The following is a 16,634-nucleotide window of genomic DNA, read 5'->3' as shown; positions in this document are numbered from 1 at the left end:
GTAGCCCGTCGTGCTGCAACTCGTCGCAGCCTCGAAAGCCGTCGCAGGTGGACCGTCCGCCCCCACTCGGTCGTGGTCGTCACCGAAGCCTCCCATCTGGACCAGGCTCCCACCGGGCCAGTCCATCCGTCACGCGTCCTACCAACTCACCGAAGATGTATGCGCCGTCTTCGGCGGTAGCCCCGACTGGATTGCCGAGAACGCCGTTTTGCGACACAGCGACCATACCGCCCGAACGCATTCCTGGCATCAGGTCCGCGATAGGAGACAAATTTCCTGTCTCAGCAAGGCTCATGTGCACCAAATCGGGCGAAAGGTGCAGCAATAGGCTCGTTTCAGTGTGTCCGGCATGAGCGTCGGCACCCGCAACAGCGCACGGCACCCAAGCAGCATCACGCCCCTCATACCGCAGAAGTGCCACCGCTTTGGCCAATGCGGGACCATTTCCGCCGTGGCCGTTGACGAACAGCACCCGCTTCGTCCATCGGAACGCCGACCTTCCGTATTCGACGACGACGGTTTCCATAGCCTCGGCACCGATCGAAATCGTGCCGGCAAACCCTTCGTGTTCGCCGCTCGCCCCGTATTCGATGGCCGGGGCCACGACGACGTCGGGCAGAGCCTCTGCGACTGCTCTCGCGATCCGAGTGTCGGTATCGAGAGGCAGGTGCGGTCCGTGTTGTTCAAAAGAACCGACCGGGACCACGACGGTGAGCGCAGTGCCCTCGAGCGAAGGACTCGGGATGGCAGCAAGGTCACGCGGAGAACTCATCCCCCGATCGTATTGGTGCGGGCCCCTCCCACCGCAACACTGCATGCGGATACACCGGGGCATTGTTGTGCCCCGGCGTATTCGTCAGTTGTCGCGGTTCACGCCGCTGTCGGTGGGCTGTTCCCGCCGATCGGCTGTTGATACGGATCGATCGACATCGGTGGATAGAACACTGTTTTTCGGTCGGGGCCGATCTCCACCCGCCATTCGGTGTGGTGCATCGTCCGGTGGTGATGACCGCACAACAGAATCAGATTGTCGAGATCCGTTGGGCCACCATCACTCCAGTGAACAATATGATGGGCATCGCACCACCCCGACGGAGTTCCGCACCCGGGAAACGCGCACCCACCATCCCGAACCGCAAGAGCCCGGCGCTGCGGAACGGTCGCCGTTCGCACTTCCTTACCGCAGTCGAGCGGAACACCATTCTCATCCAACAAAATTCGCGTGACGGTGCAGTCGCAGGCCAGCATCCGTGCGGTGTCGATGCTGATCGGGCCCACCCAATCCGTCCACGCGAAAGCCAGTTCCTCGGTGGACGGCAACAAATCCTTGAGCGCCTGCAGATCCGTCGTGTCTTTCGCGCTGGCCATGACCGTGACGTGCGGTTTCACCCCGCCCTCGATCGGACCCAACCCCGCCCGCTCGTACCGCCGCAACAGTTCGCAGAACCCATCCGCCCGTCGTAATCCCGGCGTACGGGTGTCCTTCACGCCGTCCTTCTCCGGCGTCGGCGCCGACAGACTCGACAACAACGTGATCAACCGGGCCCCGTTGATCGCATCCAGATCACCCTTCACAGTGACCCGCCCGTACAAGCCTTTCGAGGCGTAGAACTCGTTGCGCTCCGAATCCTCGCCGACCGGGACGCCGTCCTCGCGCTTGCCGTACTGCTTCTCGATCCGCCGAATCGCCGCCCGCACCGCATCGCAATCCGCAATGTTCTTCGACGCCAACGACAACAAAATCCCGCGAGCCTTGTCCACATCCGCCAGGGTCATGTTCTTCGGCGGATGCTGACAAAACGACGCCACCTGCCGCGCCTTCAACGCATCCACGTCACCACGGTGAAACGCATCGCCCACAACGGGTTCGAGCATCAACAACTGCGCCAACCCGACCAGCAGACTGCACTCACCGATCTCCAGATTCGTCGAACCATGCAACCACTGCGCGATCGCCCGAAAACCCTTCCCGCCGAGAACCTCACGGGAAAACATCTCCACGATCAACAACACTATCCGCGACTGCAACTCGTGCCGGGCGCGCACCAGATCGAGAACCTCGCTCTTGAGGCCCACGCCATCCAGTTGCCACGCTTCCCGACTGTCCATGCTCAAAACATACTTTCGAGAACCAGGGACAAAACGGACGACTATATCGCCAACGCGGCCCGATGCCCCTCGATGACGGCCGCGTGCGAACGCCTCGGAGACAAGGCGTCACCGATGCGAAATTTCTCGAAACAGCTTCCCTGCAAGGTGTTCCACAACTCGTCGACAGGTTCCTGCTGTGTCGCGAAGACCACCCAGTCGACTGCAACTTCCTCGGTCACACCCGTCGGAAGGTGAACCAAGCTCACGAGCGGCGAGGCCCCAGCGCTCACCGAAGTCACCATCAGATCTGTCCGTTGACCGATCGACTTCTCGAACGCTCGGCGGTTCCACCCCTCGAAATCCAGGGTGATGCTCAGGTCCTGCGCGACCACCATGCCGTTGGTCGCGATCGTGACGGCACAGCCTCGATCAGCGAGGAACTCCGCCACCGACGTACCTTGATGGAATCCCAGTTCGTCGTAGACGAGCACCGTTCCACTCGGCAGAATCTTGCCGTCGAGAACGTCTCGAACACCCACCACACGCTCTGATCCACCCGCCCACGCCGGTCGCACAGGCCGCGCTCCGGTTGCAATCACGACCACCTCGGGCGCGCGCTCCTCCACGATCGCGAGATCAGCTCCAGCATCCAACTCGATCGTCACACCGCTTCGGCGACACTCAGATTCGAGATTCCGGACGAGGTCGGCGAGCTCACGGCGAGCCGGTACCACCGAGGCGGTAAGAATCTGTCCCCCAAGTCTTCGTTCACGCTCGAACAGCGTCACCGCATGACCTCGCTGGGCCGCTGTAGCCGCAGCTTGCAGGCCGGCCGGGCCGCCACCGACCACCACCACCGTGCGGCCCCGTCGCCGCGGCATCGGCAGCGGTACCGATTCCCGACCGGCGCGCGGATTTTCGGTGCACCCCAACCAACGTCCCAGACCCATCCGCCCGACGCATTCCTGGTTGCAGGACAGGCAGGTTCGCACCTGTACCGATTGACCAGCACGCGCCTTGTTCACAAAATCCGGATCGGCGATCTGCCCGCGAACTACGCCCACCAGATCGCATACACCGTCCTCGAGTGCAGCTTCGGCTTGCTCCGGCGTCTTGAAACGGCCGACTCCGACGACTGGAAGATCGACGACCTCCCTGATCGCAGACGGGACGAAGTTGGCGTAGCCGGTGGGTACAGCCATCGATGCTTCGACCAGATGCAGTGTTTCCGTGGCCATTCCGACGGTGGTGTTGATGTAGTCGACGTGACCGTCAGCTTCGATGAGTTGGGCGGTGGTTACCGCGTCGGACAGTTCGATGCCACCCCGCGTTCCTTCGTATCCACTCAGGCGCACACCGAGCACACGATCCGGGCCGATGGCCTTACGCAGTACCCCGAGCACTTCGAGAAGGAAACGCGCACGATTCGCCACGCCCCCGCCGTAGCGATCAGTGCGCAGGTTGGTCGAGGGTGCGAGAAACGCGCGCACGATGGACGACTGCGACGCCTGCAATTCCACCCCGTCGAAGCCACCGGCAACGCAGTTGCGCGCAACAAGGGCGAACCCTGCGAGAATCTCGGCGATGTCCGCGTCGTCGACAGCCTTGGGCACCTCGCGGAACAACGGATCCGCAACGGCGCTCGGCGCCAACAGCGGCGATCGCGAATAGGTTCCAGCGCCCTGACCCCCATTGTGGTTGATCTGCGCGAGAATCGACGAACCATGCGCATGAACGGCGTCGGTGATCCGCCGGTATCCCTCGATCGCTTCCGGCCGATAGCCCGCAATCATCTTCTCGTACGGTCGATCCGAAGGATGCGTCGAGTGCTCCTCGGTGATGATCAGACCCGCACCGCCGCGTGCCCGCGCCTCGTAGTAGCTCGCGTGCTGCTCCGTCGGCAACCCGTACTCCGCGTAATTGGTCAGGTGTGCGGAGAACACGACCCGATTGCGGAGTGTCAGGTTGCCCAGGCGCAGTGGCGCGAAGAGGCGCGGGTACGGCGTCATCAGACCTTGGAGTTTCCTTGATCGAGAGCGATATGACTTGCCGTGACGGTGCGGGAACCGTCACCGGCGAGCCACAGGACGGTATCGGCGATCTCGTCAGGTTCGGCGAAAGCGATGTCCGAGAGGATCGGAGTGAAGTTGGGAAGGTACTGCGGAAACTTTGCAAATACCTCGAGAGCGCCCTGGTCGACCCCCATCGGCGTATTCACTCCGTAAGGATGGATCGAGTTGACCCTGATCTTGTACTCCCCCAGTTCCTTTGCCGCGGCCTGCGTCAGACCGACGAGACCGAACTTGGCGCTCGCGTAGTGCGCCTGTCCGGGCAGCGCCTTGAGTCCGGCCACCGAACTGACCACGATGATCGATCCACCGCGCCCACCCTCGATGATCGCCGGCACCGAGGCCTTGAGGGTTTTCCAGACTCCGGTCAGGTTGATGTCGATCAGGGTTTCCCACTGCTCGTCCGACATTTCCCAAAATCGATTCCAGTTGCAGACCCCGGCGTTGGCGACCACGATGTCGAGACGTCCGAACTGTTCGACGCCGTCCTTGACCACCGCGGTGAGCGCTGCGCCGTCACGGACATCGACCTCCCGGGCGAGGATCTTCCCGCCCTCCGCTTCCACCAGACGTATCGTCTCGGCAAAGTCCTCGGAAGTTGCTGCGTCGTAGGAATTGTCCGACGCCACCGACGCGCATACGTCGACCGCGATGATCGCTGCTCCCTCGCGCGCCATCTTGACCGCGTGCGCACGTCCTTGACCGCGCGCTGCGCCGGTGATGAAAGCAACGCGACCTTCGAGCGAACGAACTGAACCCTGTGTCATGAGATAGCCCTCTCTGCAGAATTGAAACTCGTTCTAGTAGTAAACCCTGCAAAGCGCCCTTCGCGGATGGATTCGAGAACAGTTCTCGGGGCAACCGAGTCGCCCACCTGAATGTCGGCCTCTTCCTTCAGCGTTTCGTTCGGCAGACGAGGCGAGCAGTCGATCACCACTTCGCACTCGAGCTGTGACCGCTCGCCGGTATGGACGTGTTCGACGCAGACGGCCCCTCGAGCGATTTCGGTGACACGTGACGCGAGCACCCTGGTGACCCCGGCCTGCTGGATACGCGTGTTGGCGCCGACCAGATCCCCACTCGCACCGAGCCTCGAACCGACGATGCTGTCGGGAGTCACAATCGAGACGGAGATGCCATGGGCCGCGAGTGCTTCTGCGAGCGCCACCGCGATCGGTCCACCGAGGGGATCGATCAGCGCGACCGGACCCGGCCCCACGGTGCTCAACTTCTCGAAGGCTTCCGACGCATCCAACCATCGAACCGAATCGTCGACCGGATACGTCGGCGGCCTCGCAGCACTACCGGTGGCAACGACAACAAACTCGCCCCGGCTGCGTGCGTCACCCAGGTCTTGGGCGTCGAGCGCCGCCCCGGTCCGCATCGTCACGCCGCTACGACGGCATTCGTCCTCCAACCACTGCGCGAGGAGTGCGAACCGGCTACGGCCGTCACCTCGCGCAAAAGTTCGGATCATGCCGCCGAACTGCGATGAACTCTCGACGAGTGTGACCGAGTGCCCCGCCACCGCCGAGATCCGTGCAGCTTCCATCCCAGCGGGGCCACCCCCCACGACCAGCACGGCTCCCGGTGTCGAAATCTGCTCCCGCTCATCGGGGTCCACCGTCTCGAAACCCGCGCTCGGATTCCCGACGCACGTCACGACAGGATTGCGAGGATCACGCACGAGGCACGTCTGATTGCAGAGCACACACGGCCGGGGACGATCGCCGCGCGCGGCTTTCACAACCAGGTCCGGGTCTGCGATCTGGGCCCGGGTCATCTCGACGAACTCACCTACTTCCAGCGCCGCGTGAGCGTCGGCGATGTCCACGACGCTCCCCTGCACGACAACAGGAATCGACAGAGCGGCCTTGATCTCACGGCACAGATCGAGGTTGAAGTTCGGCGGGCAGTGAAAATCGGGGCGGTACCCCTCAGACGAATAGAGTCCGCCACGAACGACGACAAGGAGATCGAGGAACGGAGACACTTCACGCGCGATACCGATGGCAAGATCGGGCGTCAGACCCGCCCATGGAGCTTCCTCGTCACAGGACAACCGCAGGGAGACAACGTGATCCGACCCGACTTCCTCGCGCACTGCCGAGATGACCTCGCGAACAAGAGCAACGCGATCGCTACCGTATCGGTCTGGCCGAGTGTTGGTCAGACCCGAAAGGAATTGTCGCAGAATGCTTCGAGGACCGGCATCGAGTTCCACTCCGTCCATTCCCGAAGCGACGGCCAGCGCCGACGCCTCACGGAAGCCGACTATCAGCTGGTCGATTTCCGGCTGCCCCATTGCCATCGGCAACTCACGCGTCGCCGGGTCGGCCACTCTTGACGGTCCCCACAGCACCGACTGGGAGTATGCGCTCGATCCCTGCATGCCGGTATGACCGAGCCCGGCCAGAACCAGCGTTCCGTACGGAGCACATGCAGCCGCGATCGACTGCCACCCCGGGCCACATTGCGACGCCAACGGCGCCCGCTCGTACGGCCAGTCGTTCTCCGATACCGAGGCCACTTCGGTGACGACGATCCCGGTTCCGCCCTCGGCGCGGCGCTGGTAGTACGCACGGTGCCGATCGGAAAGCGAGCGTCCCACAGCAAGATTGGTCTCGTGCGGACCGAAAACAACCCTGGACCGGACGAGGCGTCCGGCCAGGGTCGTGTGTTCGTCGAGTGTCAACTCACAGCTCTATCGGAGCCGTAATCTCAGCTGGCACCCAATGTGCGTGTGAAGCCTTCCGGAATCACCAGGTCCGCCGGGCTCAGTTCGGTGATGGACGAGTGGCCGAGGCCCATCAGCCCCGAGTCGATGCCCATCCGCATGAGGTCGAGCACGTTCTCGACACCGGCCTGGCCGTTGGCCGAGAGGCCCCACAGGTAGGCGCGCCCGAGCATGACGGCCTTGGCTCCGAGTGCGAGCGCCTTGACGACGTCGCCGCCGCGTCGAATGCCGCCGTCGAGAACAACTTCCACCTGATCGCCCACGGCCTCGGCAATGCCCGGGAGCACACGGATCGGCGCCGGGGTCCCGTCGAGGTTGTTACCACCGTGGTTGGAGACCGAGATAGCGGAGACACCGGCGTCGACAGCTCGCTTGGCGTCGTCGATGCGCATGATGCCCTTGAGCATGAACGGTCCACCCCACTGCTCACGAAGCCAGGCGATGTCTTCCCACGTCGGAAGCGGAGTCTGCATCCACTCGCCGTATGCGCCGAAGAACGTCGGTGCAGGCTGGCCGGGAGCCGCGAGGTTGGGGGTGGTCAGGTCCGGGATCTTGCCGGTCTTGGCGAACTCGAGCAACCACTTCGGGCGCATGATTCCCTCGGGTGCGAACTGGAACATCGCCTTGAGGTCCATCTTTTCGGGGATGGACGGGCTGCCCCAGTCGCGACCGTACGAGAAGGACCAGTCGGTGGTGATGATCAGGCCCTTGGCACCGGCAGCGCGAGCGCGCTCCATACGCTGCAGGAGCACGTCGCGGCTACCGACCCAATACATCTGGAAGAAGACCTGCGGGTTGGCCGCGGCAACTTCTTCGATGGACTTGCTGGCAAAAGAACTCAGTCCGATGGCTGTTCCCCGTGCTGCAGCCGCACGGGCTACCGCTACTTCACCGTCGGGGTGCACTGCCTGCACACCGGTCGGTGAAATCATGACGGGCAACGAAATGTCCTGGCCCATAATGGTGGTGGACATCTCGCGCTTGTCCGACAGCCCGGCAGCGTGGGGAGCGAAACCCAATTCGCTGAATGCCGCGACGTTGTCGTCGACCGTCAGCCCTTTCTCGGATCCCGCTACCAACGCCGCGTACACGGACTTGGGCAACCTCTTCTTCGCACGGCGCTGTGCTTCTGCCACCGTCTCGAAGAAAGCATTCTTAGCCATTGAACTGACCTCTCTGGGGTGCAGCTTTCGCCGCACTGTCGGTATCGCGCAGTAGTTACTGCATTCCCGCAAGCGGGTTTTCGTCACAAATCTTGGCGGGCGGACGCATCATCAGTGTCAGTGGCACCGATGCACGTGGGGTCTTACGTTGACCGGAACGGGAGTGGTCGACACTGGACTTCGGGACCTCTCCCGCCGACGCCAGTGCCATTTCACCGTTGCCGATGACGCACTCGGGGTCAGGTCCGTCCATCGGCAGTCCGGTGAAGAACTTGGCCGCCATGCAGCCGCCGCGGCAGGAGTCGTAGTGGTTGCACTTGCTGCAGGCGCCACCGGTTTGGGGCGAGCGCAGCTCCTCGAACAGGTCCGAGTGCTGCCAGACTTCCTGGAATCCACCGTCTTTCACGATGTTTCCGGCGAGGAACTGCTCGTGAATCGCGAAGGGGCATGCGTACACGTCACCGACCGGGTCGATCAGGCACACGACGCGGCCCGCGCCACAGAGATTGAGACCGGGCAGTGCATCGCCGAAGGCGGAGAGGTGGAAGAACGAGTCGCCCGTCAGGACGCCTTCGCCATTGGCGACCAGCCAGTTGTAGAGCTCACGCTGCTGCTCCGGACGCGGGTGCAGGTCGTCCCACACGTCGGCGCCGCGGCCCGAAGGACGCAGTCGAGTGATGCGCAGGGTCGCGTCGTACTTGTCCGCGAGAGCCTTGAACTCGTCGAGCTGACTGACGTTGTGCCGCGTGACGACCACCGAAATCTTGGCGTCCTTGAAGCCGGCTTCCTTCAGGTTCGCGAGAGCGCGCTCGGCCATCGCGAACGAACCAGGCCCGCGCACAGCGTCATTGACCTCAGCGGTGGCACCGTCGATGGAAATCTGCACGTCGACGTAGTCACTGGCTGCGAGGCGCGCCGCGACCTTCTTGTCGATCTTCACGCCGTTGGTGGAGAACTTCACACCAACCTGGTGGTCGGTCGCGTAGTCGACGAGCTCCCAGAAGTCGGAGCGTACCGTCGGCTCGCCGCCACCGATGTTGACGTAGAAAACCTGCATACGCTGCAGCTCGTCGATGATGGACTTGCACTGTTCGGTGCTCAGCTCGTTGGGGTCACGACGACCCGACGACGAAAGGCAGTGCACGCAGGACAGGTTGCAGGCGTAGGTGAGTTCCCACGTCAGGCAGATGGGGGCGTCGAGTCCGAGTTCGAACTGATCGACGAGGCGACCCACCTTGGCGGGCGGGGAGGGCTGTTCAAGAACTGAGGTCATGGCTGTGTCCTCGCGAAGAAATGAAGCGGGCGAACGTGCGGAAGGGCTGTTCCGCACGTGGGGGCGAGCGTCTGGCTCAGACAGGCACGATCATGTGCGAGTCGGCGAGAGTGCTCAGCGCGCGGGCATATTGGGGAGCCGCGTCATCTTCGATGCCTTGCGCACGTAGTGCGGACCGGACATCAGGATGGTCTGGCAACGCCTTGACCACCGCAACGATGGTCGTGTTCTTCAGGAACGACAGCTTGCGTGTTCCGAAGTGGTAGAGCAACGCCCCGAAAGGTTCGGGGCGAAGCGCTACCTGCGGGTGGAGTTTCCACCCCGCATCGAGATCCAAAGCAGACACGGTCAGTACACGCCGCACATGCCGTCGATGGAAACTTCCTCCACGAGGGACTCCTCGACGAGGTCGTTCTCGAGCGCCTTGTTGTCACGATCTGACATGGATTCCTCCTGCGGTCGCACTCCGTCTGGAAGTCTGTAGATCAGACTTCCAACCTGGGAGTTGGTGGTCACTAGTGGGACTTCACTGTGACTCGGTTCACCACTGTAATGGCATAGAGTGCAGAATGACACACATGGAGCGAAAAAAGTATGCGTAGCCGCAAGAAACCGTCCGCTCGGATAGGTCGTCGCCCCTCCACAACGAAGGAGGGAATCAGCACGATCGGGATCGAACTGTTCTCGACAGTCGGCTTCAACGAGGTGAGCGTCGACCAGATAGCCGACGCCGCCGGCATCGCGCGTCGGACCTTCTTTCGCTACTTCCCGTCCAAGAACGCCGTCCCCTGGGGAGACTTCGACGGACATCTCGACGAGATGCGCGAGCACCTGGATTCACTGCCCGCTGATATTCCGTTGGTCGACGCACTCGAATCCGCATTGTTGACGTTCAACACCTTCCCACCGGAAGAGACTGCGGTACATCGCAAACGGATGGAATTGATCCTCGAAGTTCCGACGCTTCAGGCATACTCTGTGGTGATGTACGAAGGTTGGCGGCAGGTGGTCGCCGACTACGTCGCACGCCGAATGAATCTCGAGCCGACCGATCACGGCCCACGCACGGTCGGCTATCTTCTGCTCGGGGTCGCGATGTCGGCGTACGAGCAGTGGCTCACCGACGATTCACTCGAGCTACCGGAACTCTTGAAAACAGGTACGCAGTCCCTGCGGACCGGTATCAGCACCTGAGAAAGCATCACCACCTGAGAAAGGCGATCATGTCCACCATCACGAACGAACCCGTCCTGGATTCCCTGGCGCCGTCGACGCCGGGCTTGTGGTCGTTCGGGCATGTCACCGTCGAACGCGTCGAGTCCGGTCCGATCTCGCTCGATCGCCGAGGCGGTCGCCTCCACGTCAGGCACTCCCTCACTCCCGCCGATCTGAGTGAGCGACTCGTCGCCGGAGTCACCTCGTCGATCCAGGACGCGGAGTTCGGTCAGGACGAATTCGAGTTGACGATGGTCGGCCTGGTTCGCTCCAGCGTGGACGGCGCTCTCGAATCCTGGACCACCTACTACCGGAACTCCCTTGCCGAACTACTGGACGGCACTGCAGATTTCGCGCCGATTCACGACAAAGCCGAAGAGCTGGTCCGCGGTTCCGTGCTCGATCTGGGTTCCTGCTTCGGTTTCCTGCCCCTGCGGCTCGCGCGCGCCGGAATGGACGTGACCGCCACGGACATCCTGCCCGGAACGATGATCCTGCTCGACGCGGTTGCCCCCGAACTCGGCATCACGATCGACACGGTGATCTGCGACGCGGGTGAAGTACCGGCACCGGACAACAGCGCCGACACCGTCACCGCGATTCATCTCCTCGAACACGTCGACGACGCAGTCGGCGAGGCCGTGATCGCGCAAGCACTCCGGATCGCGCGTCAACGGGTCGTCATTGCCGTCCCCTTCGAAGACGAAGCCACCGCGTGCCACGGCCACATCCGCACTTTCGATCTCGAGTCACTGCGTGCAGTCGGCCGGCAGAGCCGTGTGCCGTTCGAGGTATTCGAGCATCACGGCGGCTGGTTGGTGCTGGACGCATCGGCCGCCTGAAAAGAACTAGCCTTCTTTCAGTGTATGGGCGACAAGCGCATTCGCGTGCCCATGACCCATACCGTGCTCCGACTTCAACCAGTTGACCAATTCCATGTGCTTCGTGAGGTCTGAGCTTCTGATCAGCTCTTGCCATTCACCGATCGGCCGACCGTACTTCTTCTCGATCGACGGAAAATACGACGCCGGGCCTTTCACGGGTTCAGTCATGACCGGAATCTACCTCCACCGCCCGACAATATTCGCGCACCGGCGGCGCCCGCATGTCCGCACCTGCGGAATCGCTGGGTAGACACGCGACCATCGCATTATGGTCGAAGAACACCCACCCGAGAGCACAGGAGTTCAGCGATGCGACTGTCCACACGAAATCAACTCACCGGCACCATCACCGAGGTCAACCTCGGCACCGTCATGGCGACGGTCAAGGTGAAGTTGGACGGCGGGAATCAGATTGTGACCTCGTCGATCACCCGCGATGCCGCACTGGATCTCGATCTTGAACCAGGCCAAGCCGCAACGGTATTCGTGAAGTCCACCGAGGTGACGATCGGCGTCGAGTAACTGGCGAGCGATGTGATCAGGGCCGGGTGAGATGCGTGGTCATCGTGTAGTCCTTGCTCGGCCCCGTCACGGTCCAGACGACACTCCAGGTCGATCGATCTCCGGCAGTGACGTCGATTCGCCCGCGGTAGGTATCCGCACCGCACAGGTGCTCGACTTCCTCCCCCGGCGCCCAGTCGTGGAACTCTCTGCCGTCTTCGAATGTCACGGCCCACTCGAGGCCGCGCTCGGCAACGAACAGAGTTCGGAACACGGGTAATTCCAGGTCGCCGTCACGCAGCGTGCCGCTCTCGTACCAGCGCATCCGACCGTCACCGGCGTCGGAGATAGTGGTCTCGCCGAATACATGCTTGGTGGAACCGGAAAGGCGGTCGACGATGTCCCGCTCGAAGTGCCACTTTCCTACCAGCGCCCTCGGCTCGATTTTCGCGTCGTCGACCATGTGGCGATTCTAGTGACCCTGCATTGCCCGACGACACCGGAGACCGACTCGAACACACTGCGAGAGTATGTTCCGAGTACACCCGGAACACGCAGGAGATTTTCACAACCATGAACGATTCGGCCGCCCTTCACAAACGCGCAGTGTTCGCCGAGGATCTCGAGATCGGCCAAGTGATCCCATTGGGTTCGTATTCGGTGACCGAAGAGGAAATCGTCGAGTTCGCAACTCAGTGGGATCCCCAGTGGTTTCACGTCGACAAGGAAGCCGCCGAGTCCGGCGTCTTCGGCGGGTTGATCGCCAGCGGGCTGCACACCCTGTCGATCTGCCAGAAGTTGGTGGTCGCCAGTCTCTACGACCAGTGGAACGTGATCGCCGGGAAAACCATGCGCGACGTGAGCTTCCTCCGTCCGCTTCGCCCCGGTGACACCCTGAGCGGAAAGGTCACCGTCGACAACGTCGTGTTCGACAATCGCGCGCGAGGATTGGTGACCATCACAGCGAAATTGGTCGATGCACACGGCAATCGCGTTCTCGACGTGGTCACTGACGCCTACCTGCACTGCCGCTCGACTCGCGGACAGTGAATTATCGGTAAATTTCGCACCACACTGTCCGAATTGCCGTACTTTCAGTGACGTTGCGACGCAACAATACCCATCCCTGCAATCAGGAGTTCCTCACACATGAGCAGCCTCGGCGAGATCAATCCTCTCGGCATTCTTCAGATCCTCATCTACATGCTCTTCGGTGGATCGTCCAGCACTCCCGAATAGACCCTAGCTTGCCATAGCCATAGTCAGCATCTAGGGTGCTGACTATGGCAATTACTAGTCAGGTATCAGTGGCGGCCGCGCCGTCGACCGACGCAGCGCGTCATCACACCGAATTCGACTCCAGTTGGCGGAGTTTCGACGGCATCCAGGGCGGACTCGCAATTGCACGGATGCTGCGAGTGGCGGCCGACGCGTCCGGAGCCGAACCGCTGGCAGTCACGGCGCACCTGGACCGCCCCGTTCCTCCTGGGCCGGCCGAGTTGACTGTCGGCGAGATGCGGGGCGGGCGGACCGTCAGTTGCCACGTCACGCTGACCGGTTCGGGATCCGCTCTCGTTCGGTTGGCCCGCGACATAGGAGCTACAACAATGTCCGCCCCTGTCGCCGAACCGGCTCCGGCCGACCCGTCAACCCTGCCGCCGCTGGAGATCCCGGTGGATTTTGTGCCGTTCGCCCAGCACCTCGACATCCGGCCGATCAATTCCGCGAGGCCGTTCGCCGGTGGCGACTCCCCTGAATTCGACGTCTGGATCCGCCTGCTCACAGACCTCGATTTCACGGCCCAAGAGCGTGCCGCGGTCCTTCTCGACGCGCTTCCGCCCGGACTGTTCGCGACACTGACGATGCCCGTGGCCATACCGACCATCGAGTTCACCGCGCATTTCACACCGGAGCACCTCACGGCAGATCCCCGAACGCTGTCACCGTGGTATCGCCTACGCCACGGGACTGCCTGGGCGACGGACACTCTCTGTGTTGACGAATCCGAACTATTCGACTCGACCGGACGACTTGCTGCTCGGGCTCGCCAGCTTCGTCGAATTCTGAGTTGAGTTTCAGCTCTCCTACACCTGGAGGTCGCGAGCACGGAACGCAACAAGCGATGCTGTCGAAAGCACCACTGCCACAACGATCATTGCCAGCAGTGGCAGAACTGTCACCGGCTCGGCAGGGGCACCCGGCACGTGGGTGAAGGGCGACAGATCCAGCACTACCTGCGGAAGCTTCAGCAACGTGCCGAGTTGCCCGAGCACGATGCATGCCGCCAAGATTCCCCAGGAGAGCGCCGACGCGTACGTCGGAAACAGTCCGAAAGCCAACGACACTAACCCCACGACTACGAGCACCGCAGGCAGATAGGCCAACGCGGCGCCAGTCATGCGAAGTGTGTTGCCGCCGATGTCGTCCGTGACGAGCCCGAAGGCAAAACCGGTGAAGGCACCCATCAAGACGTGCGCGAGGATCACGCCGCCCACAACCACACCCAGGTGGGAAAGCATCCACCTCCACCGCGACAAAGACGTTGCCAGCAACGGTTCGAGCCGTCCCGATGTTTCCTCGCCCCGCATCCGGAGAAGACTCTGGACCGAATACGCCGCGATGACTATCGACGTGAGCCCCAGAGCAGTGGCCAAGTAGGAATCCACCAGATCCGATCCGCCGCCGCCAAGTTTCTCGAACATCTCCGCGGTCTGCTGCGACGATCCCACCATCGCGTCGATCTCGTTGCCCACAGCGCCGTACGCGAACCCGAGTATGACAACGGCAAAGATCCACCAGAACATCGTCATTCGCTGCATGCGCCACGCCAGGCCCCAGGCCGACGGTAGCCACGATGCCGCGACTGGCGGGCCGGGTCGGGGCTGAACGAGTCCCGCTCCCTGATCGCGATGGCCGATGAGAACAAAAGCCACCACCACGTGCACAGCCGCAAATCCGAGCAGCAACAACAGGATCCACCAGGCGTCGTCGTCGAAGGGTCGGATCTGTTGTGCCCACCCGATCGGCGAGAGCCACGACAACCAGCCACTGACCACGCGAGTTCCGTCGTCGACGACCGTACTGTTCACGTCGCCGATCGCCCGCAGCATGAAGGCAACGCCGATCGCGGCACCCGCCAGGCCGTTGGCCGTACGAGCACCGTCGGTGATCTGCGCCGTCACGGCTGCCACTCCGGCAAACGCGATTCCGGTCCCACCTATCGAGGCACCCAACGCGAACGAACCGACGACAGGCAAACCGACGGCGATCGATCCCAGTGCAATTCCCAGTGCCAGAACGACGTTCGCACCGACCGTTACGATCAGAGCGGAGGTCAGGAGCGCTCGTCTACCTACCACCGCTGCACCGATCATCTCGGCTCGGCCGGTCTCCTCGTTCTGTCGCGTATGGCGAACCACCGCGAGGGTGCTCATCAATGCGGCCACCAACGCGAACACGAGCACCGACTGGCTGGCGACTATCGCGCCCTGCGAATCACCGGACACGATCCCGTTGGTCGCCAGCGCGACCGGCGATACCGCGGAACTGACTGCGATGTTTCGTAATTCCTCGGGTGTCGAGTACAGCCCGGTCACACTGGCGACAACCAGCAGCATGAACAAGACGATGGAGATAACCCACACGGAGAGCTGAATTCGGTCCCGCCGCAAAGCCAGCCGAACCAGTCGGCGTGTGCCGGTAAATTGACTTGCCGAGGCCGGTACCGGTGGAGCGGCCTCGACAACAACGGTCACGGCCGTACTCCGGTCTCGGCTCGCAGGTGTACCGAAGTCTCCCTGGCCCGTTCGTCACCGTAATGCCGCAAGAAAAGTTCTTCGAGAGTCGGCGGAGTGGAAGTGAGCGCCACGATTCCGAATCCGACCAAGTACGTCATGAGTGGTCCGAGTTGCGCGCTGTCGACTTCGCAGGTGACGTGGTTACCGTCGATCACCGCGTCGTGGACACCGCCGAGTCCGTCGAGTCCACCGATCGGAAGCTGCGTCTCCGCCGCGACGGACGTGCGCGTGAGATGCCTGAGTTCGGACAGTGTTCCCTCTTCCACCGTCCGCCCGTCGCGGATGATGCTCACACGATCGCACAGCGCTTCGACCTCGGCGAGGATATGGCTCGACAGCAGTACCGTCTTTCCGGCGTGAGCCACCTCCTCGACGCAGTCCTGGAATACGGCCTCCATCAACGGGTCGAGCCCCGATGTGGGTTCGTCGAGGACGTAAAGGTCGACGTCGGACGAGAACGCGGCCACGAGTGCAACCTTCTGCCGGTTACCTTTCGAGTACGTGCGCGCCTTCTTGGTCGGGTCCAATTCGAAGCGATCGAGCAACTCGCTGCGGCGTTTTCGGTCCAGGCCACCGCGCAGGCCCGCCAACAGATCGATAGCCTCACCGCCGGTGAGGTTGGGCCACAGATTCACGTCGCCAGGCACATAGGCGAGACGCCGATGCAAAGTAACAGCGTCTCGCCACGGATCGCCGCCGAGAACGGTCGCGTCTCCGGAGTCCGAGCGGAGCAGGCCGAGGAGCACCCGAATAGTGGTGGACTTGCCGGAACCGTTCGGCCCCAGGAATCCGTGCACTTCACCCGTCGAGACGTCGAGGTCGAGGCCGTCCAGCGCGCGGGTGGTACCGAAGGTCTTGACGAGGCTTTTCACTGAAATTGCCGCACCCATGAATTTGACCGTAC

The 16,634-nt window shown here is 62.5% G+C and carries 18 protein-coding genes; 5 read left to right on the top strand and 13 right to left on the bottom strand.

The window, feature by feature from the left end:
- Positions 1-79: 79 nt before the first annotated feature.
- The 9 genes from mftE to mftA form a co-directional block, all read right to left on the bottom strand.
- Entirely contained in the window at positions 80-772 is a 693-nt protein-coding gene (gene mftE / locus PCS43_RS22275; RefSeq protein WP_007730152.1) for a mycofactocin biosynthesis peptidyl-dipeptidase MftE, read from the bottom strand.
- 98 nt (positions 773-870) lie between these two features.
- On the bottom strand, positions 871-2,109 hold the full coding sequence (locus tag PCS43_RS22270; RefSeq protein ID WP_209908030.1) for an HNH endonuclease signature motif containing protein: 1,239 nt from the start codon (positions 2,107-2,109) through the stop codon (positions 871-873).
- 41 nt (positions 2,110-2,150) lie between these two features.
- Positions 2,151-4,100, bottom strand: a complete 1,950-nt coding sequence (locus tag PCS43_RS22265) for a mycofactocin system FadH/OYE family oxidoreductase 2 (RefSeq protein WP_007730150.1) — start codon at positions 4,098-4,100, stop codon at positions 2,151-2,153.
- Positions 4,100-4,927, bottom strand: coding sequence for a mycofactocin-coupled SDR family oxidoreductase (locus PCS43_RS22260; protein WP_003941966.1), 828 nt, complete (start codon positions 4,925-4,927; stop codon positions 4,100-4,102). Before PCS43_RS22260 ends, PCS43_RS22265 begins: the two co-directional genes overlap by 1 nt.
- Positions 4,924-6,855 carry a mycofactocin system FadH/OYE family oxidoreductase 1 gene (locus PCS43_RS22255; protein WP_007728304.1) on the bottom strand — a complete coding sequence of 644 codons (1,932 nt, stop codon included), beginning with the start codon at positions 6,853-6,855 and terminating at the stop codon, positions 4,924-4,926. Before PCS43_RS22255 ends, PCS43_RS22260 begins: the two co-directional genes overlap by 4 nt.
- Positions 6,856-6,881: 26 nt before the next feature.
- Entirely contained in the window at positions 6,882-8,060 is a 1,179-nt protein-coding gene (gene mftD / locus PCS43_RS22250) for a pre-mycofactocin synthase MftD (protein ID WP_003942047.1), read from the bottom strand.
- A gap of 55 nt (positions 8,061-8,115) precedes the next feature.
- Positions 8,116-9,333, bottom strand: a complete 1,218-nt coding sequence (mftC, locus tag PCS43_RS22245; RefSeq protein WP_003942089.1) for a mycofactocin radical SAM maturase — start codon at positions 9,331-9,333, stop codon at positions 8,116-8,118.
- Positions 9,334-9,409: 76 nt separating this feature from the next.
- The gene (gene mftB / locus PCS43_RS22240) at positions 9,410-9,697 is read right to left on the bottom strand and encodes a mycofactocin biosynthesis chaperone MftB (protein ID WP_007728309.1); all 288 of its coding nucleotides are present in this window, start codon (positions 9,695-9,697) and stop codon (positions 9,410-9,412) included.
- Entirely contained in the window at positions 9,682-9,777 is a 96-nt protein-coding gene (gene mftA, locus PCS43_RS22235; RefSeq protein WP_063836238.1) for a mycofactocin precursor MftA, read from the bottom strand. The genes mftB and mftA overlap by 16 nt, the downstream gene beginning before the upstream one ends.
- 150 nt (positions 9,778-9,927) lie before the next feature.
- Here mftA and mftR point away from each other — a divergent pair, with 150 nt between their 5' ends.
- On the top strand, positions 9,928-10,527 hold the full coding sequence (mftR, locus tag PCS43_RS22230; RefSeq protein WP_007728311.1) for a mycofactocin system transcriptional regulator: 600 nt from the start codon (positions 9,928-9,930) through the stop codon (positions 10,525-10,527).
- A 29-nt stretch (positions 10,528-10,556) separates the two neighbouring features.
- Positions 10,557-11,390, top strand: a complete 834-nt coding sequence (mftM, locus tag PCS43_RS22225; RefSeq protein WP_007728312.1) for a mycofactocin oligosaccharide methyltransferase MftM — start codon at positions 10,557-10,559, stop codon at positions 11,388-11,390.
- A gap of 6 nt (positions 11,391-11,396) precedes the next feature.
- Here mftM and PCS43_RS22220 read toward each other — a convergent pair whose 3' ends face one another.
- Positions 11,397-11,600: a DUF4287 domain-containing protein gene (locus tag PCS43_RS22220; RefSeq protein WP_007728313.1), complete on the bottom strand. Its 204-nt coding sequence runs from the start codon at positions 11,598-11,600 to the stop codon at positions 11,397-11,399.
- A gap of 141 nt (positions 11,601-11,741) precedes the next feature.
- Between PCS43_RS22220 and PCS43_RS22215 the strand changes: the two genes are divergently transcribed.
- On the top strand, positions 11,742-11,954 hold the full coding sequence (locus PCS43_RS22215) for a TOBE domain-containing protein (protein ID WP_003942061.1): 213 nt from the start codon (positions 11,742-11,744) through the stop codon (positions 11,952-11,954).
- A gap of 16 nt (positions 11,955-11,970) precedes the next feature.
- On the opposite strand, the gene PCS43_RS22210 is transcribed toward PCS43_RS22215, so the two are convergent.
- Positions 11,971-12,396, bottom strand: coding sequence for a DUF6314 family protein (locus PCS43_RS22210; RefSeq protein WP_007728314.1), 426 nt, complete (start codon positions 12,394-12,396; stop codon positions 11,971-11,973).
- 110 nt (positions 12,397-12,506) lie between these two features.
- On the opposite strand from PCS43_RS22210, the gene PCS43_RS22205 reads away from it, so the two are divergent.
- Entirely contained in the window at positions 12,507-12,983 is a 477-nt protein-coding gene (locus PCS43_RS22205; protein ID WP_007728315.1) for a MaoC/PaaZ C-terminal domain-containing protein, read from the top strand.
- Positions 12,984-13,216: 233 nt separating this feature from the next.
- On the top strand, positions 13,217-14,005 hold the full coding sequence (locus PCS43_RS22200) for a thioesterase family protein (RefSeq protein WP_065352149.1): 789 nt from the start codon (positions 13,217-13,219) through the stop codon (positions 14,003-14,005).
- A 12-nt stretch (positions 14,006-14,017) separates the two neighbouring features.
- Here PCS43_RS22200 and PCS43_RS22195 read toward each other — a convergent pair whose 3' ends face one another.
- The gene (locus tag PCS43_RS22195; protein WP_007728318.1) at positions 14,018-15,688 is read right to left on the bottom strand and encodes an ABC transporter permease; all 1,671 of its coding nucleotides are present in this window, start codon (positions 15,686-15,688) and stop codon (positions 14,018-14,020) included.
- A complete protein-coding gene (locus PCS43_RS22190; RefSeq protein WP_007728320.1) occupies positions 15,685-16,620 on the bottom strand; it encodes an ABC transporter ATP-binding protein in 936 nt (311 codons plus the stop codon). The genes PCS43_RS22195 and PCS43_RS22190 overlap by 4 nt, the downstream gene beginning before the upstream one ends.
- Positions 16,621-16,634 lie beyond the last annotated feature (14 nt).

Origin of the sequence: Rhodococcus sp. C-2 (genome assembly GCF_027854095.1) — a bacterium.
In the GTDB taxonomy this organism is placed as follows: Bacteria; Actinomycetota; Actinomycetes; order Mycobacteriales; family Mycobacteriaceae; genus Rhodococcus_F; species Rhodococcus_F qingshengii.
This window is presented reverse-complemented; position numbering and strand designations above follow the sequence as displayed.